Source organism: Brucella sp., assembly GCF_032066345.1.
GTDB lineage: Bacteria > Pseudomonadota > Alphaproteobacteria > Rhizobiales > Rhizobiaceae > Brucella > Brucella pseudogrignonensis.
Genome location: NZ_DAMBKZ010000018.1, coordinates 81,165 through 87,958 on the forward strand (window position 1 = coordinate 81,165; position 6,794 = coordinate 87,958).

Genomic DNA, 6,794 nt, shown 5'->3' on the forward strand with positions numbered 1-6,794 from the left:
ATGAAATCAATTCATAAAACATATGCTTTGTAGTTGCATTGTCAATTCTGCCCTGCCGATCTATCTCGGAGCAGGGTTCACTTTCTCGCGCCGTCGGGCGCCCAAAAATCAATCATCGAGGTTTAAAATGGTAGGAAGCCGGTTTAACTGGCCGTTGCTGGCACTGGCGACGGGCGCTTTCGCGATTGGCGTCACTGAATTCGCACCGATGGGCATGCTGCCGGTCATCGCCGTAGGCGTGGACGTGTCGATTCCCTCTGCAGGTCTGCTGGTCAGCGCCTATGCGGTCGGTGTCATGATTGGTGCACCCGTTATGACGCTTGTGTTTTCGCGTTTTGGCAAGCGTTCAGCACTGATTGCCCTGATGGTGATCTTCACTTTGGGCAATATCATATCTGCCTTGGCGCCGGGCTATTGGACGCTGCTGTTTGCACGTGTGATCACCAGCTTGAACCACGGTGCCTATTTCGGTCTTGGTGCCGTGGTCGCCGCCGGCCTCGTCGCCCCGGAAAAGCGGGCAAGAGCGGTCGCTGCCATGTTCATGGGACTGACCATCGCCAATGTCGGCGGGGTGCCAGTTGCCACCTGGATCGGTCAGCAGATCGGCTGGCGTGAAGCATTCGGCGGGACAGCGCTGCTGGGTCTCCTGACCATTGCCGGACTGGCTGCGGCCTTGCCAAAGGGCCAGGCTAGCCAGAGGCCAGACATCCGCCGCGAGTTGCAGGTAATGCGCCGTCCGGATGTCGTGCTGCCGATGCTGACAACGGTGCTGGGTGCCAGTGCAATGTTCGTCCTCTACACCTATGTCACACCGATCCTCAAGGCCGAGACCGGCGCCTCCGATAATTTCGTGACGCTGTCGCTTGTTCTGATCGGGTTGGGTTTTACAATTGGCAACTATATCGGCGGCCGCGCTGCTGACTGGTCGCTGAATGGCGCAGCAATTCTCTTTCTCGCGCTTTTATCCGCCGTGATGCTTCTGTCACCGCTCCTATTGGTGAATTCACTTTCCGCAAGCATCACGCTCGTCATCTGGGGTGTCGCCGCATTTGCAATCGTTCCTCCTCTGCAAATGCGGGTCATGCAGGCGGCTTCCGAGGCGCCCGGACTTGCCTCATCCATCAATATCGGAGCGTTCAATCTTGGCAACGCCATCGGTGCAACCATTGGTGGTGCGGTGATCAAGGCAGGTGTGAGTTACGCCTTTGTGCCTGTTGCAGGCGGTGTGACTGCTTTGCTCGCTCTGGGTCTGGTCGTTCTTGGGCGCCGCCAGATGCAGCCGCAACCCTGCTAGAGGAAGGCTGAGGCGTGGCGCGTGGAACCCGCGCGCTTGCCACCCTTCCTTCAGATATCAGAGCTCTGCAAGAGTTCTGATCGCGTCAGACGTGCTCACAAAACCGTTTCGCAATTCCATTGGAGACGGCAGATCTTCGATGGTCAAGCGGCGTGGCAGCAAACGGAACTTGGAAGGTCTGAAGGCTGCTCGACACTCATTTGGTGGTGTAGCCACCATTGACGAGGATGGTCTGACCCGTCATCCACCAGCCATCCGAGACCATGAAACGGATATAGGGCACGATATCCGCAATGTCGGTCAGGCCGGTCTTGGAGAAGTTCGAGAGCGCCGCCGCAGTTTTGTGGTAAGCCACCGCATCAGCGCCTTCTGCAGGATAGAAAAATGGCGTATCCATCGGACCCGGTCCGATCGCTGTGACTGAGATCCCGCGATCGCCAAATTCCTTGGCAGCTGCCCGGGTAAAGTGTTCGACCGGTGCCTTGGTGCCGGCATAGCCAGCATAAAAGGGCGTGAAGGCGCCAAGCAGGGATGTGACGATCGTGACAAGTTTTCCATTATCCTGAAGATGACGCCCCGCCTCCTTGATGAAGAAAAAGGCCGCCTTGGCATTGATTGCGCTCAGGGCATCATAGTCGGCTTCCGTGATCTCAAGGATCGGCTTTTTCAATACCTTGCCCACCGTATTGATGGCGATATCGGGCCTGCCAATCGCTGAAATAGTCTCCGCAAAAAGCGTCTCAACGGCTGCAGCTGTGCGCAGATCGCCCTGAAGAGCCACTGCGTTGGCACCGCATGCTTTGATTGCCGCCACAGTTTGCTGCGCCTCAGACATTGCGGAAGCATCATGATAGTGAATGGCGATAGCCTTGGCGCCCTGGCTTGCGAGATCGCGTGCGATCAGCCCGCCAAGATTCTTTGCGCCGCCGGCGATGAGAACTGTTTTTCCCTCAATGCTGTGATCAATCATCGTTCATTTCTCCAGATAAAAGGCGGTAACCTGCATGCGTCGCAGTTGCCCGAACAAGGTATCGTCTGGAAATGGAAGATAAAGCACCGTAATCTGACAAGACTTGTCAGAGAATCTGCACAATAGGGAATGGGAGCCGCTTTGGATCGGATTGATCTGTTTCGCATTTTTATCCGCGTGGTCGATTGCGCCAGTTTCACACGCGCTGCAGCGACATTGGGTGTGCCGCGCTCATCCGTATCGGCTGCGGTGCGCGAGCTGGAAATCCGGATCGGCACAAGGCTCCTGCACCGGACAACCAGACATGTTTCCACAACCCATGATGGTCTCGCCTTTTATGAGCGCTGCCAACGCGTCATTGCTGATGTCGAGGAGACCGAAAATCTCTTTCGTCAAGTCCGCTCGCAGCCGTCAGGCAAGATCCGTATCGATGTTCCCGGTCGAATAGGCCGTCTCATCATTGCGCCTGCTCTTGCGGATTTTCTTGATCGTTACAGGGATATCGATGTCGAGCTCGGGGTAAGCGACCGTGCAATCAATCTGGTCGAAGACAATGTCGACTGCGTGCTGCGCGTGGGCCCGCTCGCCGACTCCGGGCTGATTGCTCGTCCGCTCGGCCACCTTCCTTTGATCAATGTCGCAGCACCCGACTATCTTTCGCGCTATGGAATGCCTTGCGTGCCAGATGACCTTCAGCATCATTGGGCTGTAAACTACGCATCGCCCAGCAACGGGCGCGTCGAAGATTGGGAATGGGTTGATGAAACCGGGCTGCACCATATTCCGATGAGGGGGCGCGTGACTGTGAACAGCGCTGAAGCTTACATCGCCTGTTGTCTGGCCGGGCTCGGACTGATCCAAATCCCGGCCTATGATGTGAAGAACCACTTGGCTTCAAAGGAACTTTTGGAAGTCATGCCGGCATTTCAGGCAGCACCCATGCCCATGACCTTGCTCTATCCGCATCGGCAGCATCTTTCGCGGCGACTTCATGTGTTTATTGAATGGCTGGAAACCGTTCTGCAAAAAGAGCTTGCCTGATCAGTTTTTAAAAAAAGATCAATCCGGTAGTCCAAGGTAAGGATTGGAGAGCAGCGTGTAGACGCCTGAAAGTTCGTCCTGGTCCAAGGCGCCGTCCTGGTTGATGTCAAGCCTTGCAAAAAGTTCGCGGTGGCTAAGATTTGGCCGATTGGGCCAGTGATACGGGAAAAAGCCGCTGACGCGCTTGAATTCACGTTCAGAAATCTGCCCATTTCCATTGCGATCGTACTGAGCAAAAAAATGCTGCCAGTCGATGCTGGCGGGTTCACAGGCTAGACAAGAACCGATGCCTGCCCAAAAAATCAAAAAAGCCAGCGTGCGCATCTCAACCAATCCTTTCGCATGGTCGCCCGCAGAACGCGCGGCAAGGTGATTTCCAGACGGGCCGGTAGGAACTGTCACCACGAAAAATTGCGACAGCGCAACAATCCATTCGAAGACCTTGAAACAGCACTTTGAACATCAGTCGTGTCGGGTTGCGAGCGGGAGTGTCACTCGAAACGACGCGCCGCCGCTTGCGCTCTCGCCAACCGTTACCGAGCCATGATGGCGAGCGACGATCTGCTTGACCAGATTAAGTCCCAGACCGGCGCCACGATCGGTTAATTGCACGCGGTGGAACGGCTCGAAAATGCGTTCACGTTCCCCGTCTGGAACCCCGTTGCCCTCATCCGATACTTCGATGGCGCCTGGATCACTGGCTTTCACCCAGATTGTTCCTTGTCTGCCGGCATGCTGGATCGCGTTCTGAACGAGGTTTGTTAAAACCCGTTGCAGAGCACCTTCGTCTCCCATGACGCTCGAACGGTTATCACTTGCAAGCAAAGCCAGCTGATATCCGCCAGCGATGGCGATCGGAGCGAGATCTGCGACCACTGTTTCGCACAAGCATGTCAGATCGACCGGCTTGAACGTCGTCGTCGCTTTATCAATGCGCTGCAGATCAAGCAGCTGCTCGGAAAGGGCGGATATCCGCGCCGCATCGGCGAGCACACGGGTTCGGAAATCGCTTTCCGGCATGCCCTCGATCCGGGTCTGCAGGATCGCAACCGGCGTTCTCAACTCATGCGCTGCATCAAGGATAAATCTTTGCTGTCGCTCATAGCCTTCATCCAGGCGCCGCAATGCTCTGTTGATTGCTTCCACAAGCGGGCGAACTTCAGCCGGGACGCCCTGATCGGACAAACGCATGCCGCGACTGTCGATATCGATCAGCTCCGCCTGTGCCGCCACATTTGATATGTCCGCAAACCCACGCTTGACGATGAACGGAATGGCAAACACCGTAATCAGCGCAAGCACGCCCAGAATAGGAATAGTGAGCAGGTTTGAAAGGACGACCACGACAAATGTCATGCTCAGCAAATTCCCTTTGCCCATGATCGTCAAATGTCCGGCCGTGCCTTTGACGTTTCGGATGACGGCGGAGAGAAAATAAGAATTCAGATTGTCACGAATATCAGCGAAAGTGATGCGATCAAGAATATCACCAAAATCCTGGTAAAGCGCAGGCACCGGCCCGTATTGTACCACTTCTCCTTTATCACTCCGGGCAACGAACCAAAGATCGGGCGCAGATTCACGCATGGCTATCAGCTCCGACGTTTCGACGATCGCAAGCTTTCCAGCATCGTCCCGGATGATGGCCCGCGCTGCGATTTCGGTGATTTCAGGGTCAACCAGGGCGCCGCCATCCTTCGCGCCTATCAGATAGGCGACAAAAGCAAGCACAAAGAGGATCAGAAACCCCGCCTGGAACAGCAGCAATTGCCAGATCAGCCTTCGGCGCAAGGAGTTGCGTTGAAAGCGGATCATTGCAGCGCCCGCAACAGATAGCCAACACCACGGATGCCGTGAATCTCGACGCCTGCCTTTGCCTCGCTCAGTTTCTTTCGCAAACGTGAAATATGAGAATCCAACGCATTGGACTGGATTTCGTCATCGAAGCTGTAGACGGCTTCTTCAAGAACGCGTCTTAACACCGTTCTTCCCTGCCGGCGCATCAGCGATTCCAAAACCAGCAATTCGCGCCGTGGCAAGTCCAGAGTCTGACCCTGAACCCGCGCCTCTCGATCACCAGGCAAATAGACCAGATCGCCGACACTTAGAACCAGAGGCGCAATGACCGGTGGTCGTCGCAGAAGCGCGCGCAAACGCGCCACCAGTTCTTCGACAGCGAACGGTTTTCCCAGATAGTCGTCCGCGCCCTGATCCAAACCGGCGACCCGTTCCTCCATCGCACTGCGGGCGGTCACCACGATGACCGGAATATTGTAGGATTTCTTGCGAAGGTAGCTTAAAAGATTCAAACCATCCTCACTGGCCAGCTGACGATCAAGCACAATGACATCATGGACATGGTCATCCACCGCGTTCTCGGCGCTTTCCAGATCGGTGACGTGATCGACAATCATATCATAACGCGCCAAAGCCACGCGGAGCGCTTCCGCCATCTGTATTTCATCTTCGACCAGCAACAGGCGCACGCAATAGTCCTCAATCGTTTCGCTTCTACGGTTTGCTCGGCGTGGATTGCAGGAAGATTACGCCCATTTATTGCCTGGGGAATAGATCAGATCTTCTCCGGCCTGGGCCGTGTCAGTGGTCGTCAGCGGGCGCTGCATTTCGCTTGCGCCCCGGATAATGCCAATGCTTGCGTCGACAATCGGGTCCGAGCCTATCTTGTTCGGGCTTCCGTCATGGCACATTCTACGATGCGAGATAGCTGACTGTCACGCCACGCTGGCGAAAATAAGCCTGAAGAAGCTTGCGGCCCGAACGATTACTCTGGACCAGTTTGCCTGGGTCGAGAACAACTTCTTTCTTGCCTGCCTGCGCCATTGCGGCCTTCAGGCTGGCAATATGGAGATCAATATCCACGTTATCCGCCGCAAGTGATTCATAAATCCGCTGTGTTGCTGCTTCGATCGCGTTATCGGTCATGATCAGTTTCCTTGTCCTTGTGTTCGATACAATCTTTGGCCAGGTCATTACCCTGCCGAAAAATCTGCTCTTGGTCAGCCGCCAATCTGCACGCTCTTTAACAGACTGAGGCTTGAACCTGTTAGGGCAAAGCCGTCTGGTCATCAATGCTCGTTTCATGCGTGAAACTGACAAGCGACTAAGTGAACGACAGTGCGGAGTAAACGCCAGGGCCTCGTGCGCTGCCATTGCGTTCGAGAGTTGCGCCAACACATTCCGACCGTTTCTGTTTCATGTATTTAATTGGCACGTAGCCGTAGAATTTTTGCCCTGGAAAGGCTCTGTCCAAAAACAGGAATTAGACATGTTGCGTCCCGTCATATCGACGCGCTTTCGTTGCGTCCCGCAGGAATCAGCCCATCTTGCTGCTTAATGTTTGGTAAAGTTGCCTGGTTTTGTCTGTGGAAAGAAACTTTGTATTTTTTTATGAATGTTCGTTGACAGTTAGCTGATGTGGGGTCTATATGGCGCTCACCGAGGGCGGCGATCGTCGCAAGCGACAGAATG

General features: G+C 55.0%; 8 protein-coding genes. 2 read left to right on the top strand and 6 right to left on the bottom strand.

The window, feature by feature from the left end; genetic code table 11:
- The first annotated feature begins 127 nt into the window (after positions 1–127).
- The gene (locus RT142_RS19220; protein WP_313030775.1) at positions 128–1,294 is read left to right on the top strand and encodes an MFS transporter; all 1,167 of its coding nucleotides are present in this window, start codon (positions 128–130) and stop codon (positions 1,292–1,294) included.
- Between the two features lie 196 nt (positions 1,295–1,490).
- Here the strand turns inward: RT142_RS19220 and RT142_RS19225 are convergent, their stop codons facing one another.
- Positions 1,491–2,264, bottom strand: a complete 774-nt coding sequence (locus RT142_RS19225) for an SDR family oxidoreductase (RefSeq protein ID WP_007880533.1) — start codon at positions 2,262–2,264, stop codon at positions 1,491–1,493.
- A 141-nt stretch (positions 2,265–2,405) separates the two neighbouring features.
- Here RT142_RS19225 and RT142_RS19230 point away from each other — a divergent pair, with 141 nt between their 5' ends.
- On the top strand, positions 2,406–3,305 hold the full coding sequence (locus tag RT142_RS19230; protein ID WP_007880531.1) for a LysR family transcriptional regulator: 900 nt from the start codon (positions 2,406–2,408) through the stop codon (positions 3,303–3,305).
- Positions 3,306–3,323: 18 nt separating this feature from the next.
- Here RT142_RS19230 and RT142_RS19235 read toward each other — a convergent pair whose 3' ends face one another.
- From RT142_RS19235 to RT142_RS19255, 5 genes are all read right to left on the bottom strand, one after another.
- Positions 3,324–3,629: a hypothetical protein gene (locus RT142_RS19235; protein ID WP_007880529.1), complete on the bottom strand. Its 306-nt coding sequence runs from the start codon at positions 3,627–3,629 to the stop codon at positions 3,324–3,326.
- Positions 3,630–3,767: 138 nt separating this feature from the next.
- Positions 3,768–5,120 (bottom strand): HAMP domain-containing sensor histidine kinase, encoded by a 1,353-nt coding sequence (locus RT142_RS19240; protein ID WP_313030779.1) that lies wholly within the window; start codon positions 5,118–5,120, stop codon positions 3,768–3,770.
- Positions 5,117–5,791 carry a response regulator transcription factor gene (locus tag RT142_RS19245; protein WP_094543912.1) on the bottom strand — a complete coding sequence of 225 codons (675 nt, stop codon included), beginning with the start codon at positions 5,789–5,791 and terminating at the stop codon, positions 5,117–5,119. Before RT142_RS19245 ends, RT142_RS19240 begins: the two co-directional genes overlap by 4 nt.
- A 223-nt stretch (positions 5,792–6,014) precedes the next feature.
- Positions 6,015–6,248, bottom strand: coding sequence for a hypothetical protein (locus tag RT142_RS19250; protein WP_313030783.1), 234 nt, complete (start codon positions 6,246–6,248; stop codon positions 6,015–6,017).
- 356 nt (positions 6,249–6,604) lie between these two features.
- A partial coding sequence (locus RT142_RS19255; RefSeq protein ID WP_313030785.1) for a hypothetical protein occupies positions 6,605–6,794 on the bottom strand: 190 nt, incomplete at its 5' end.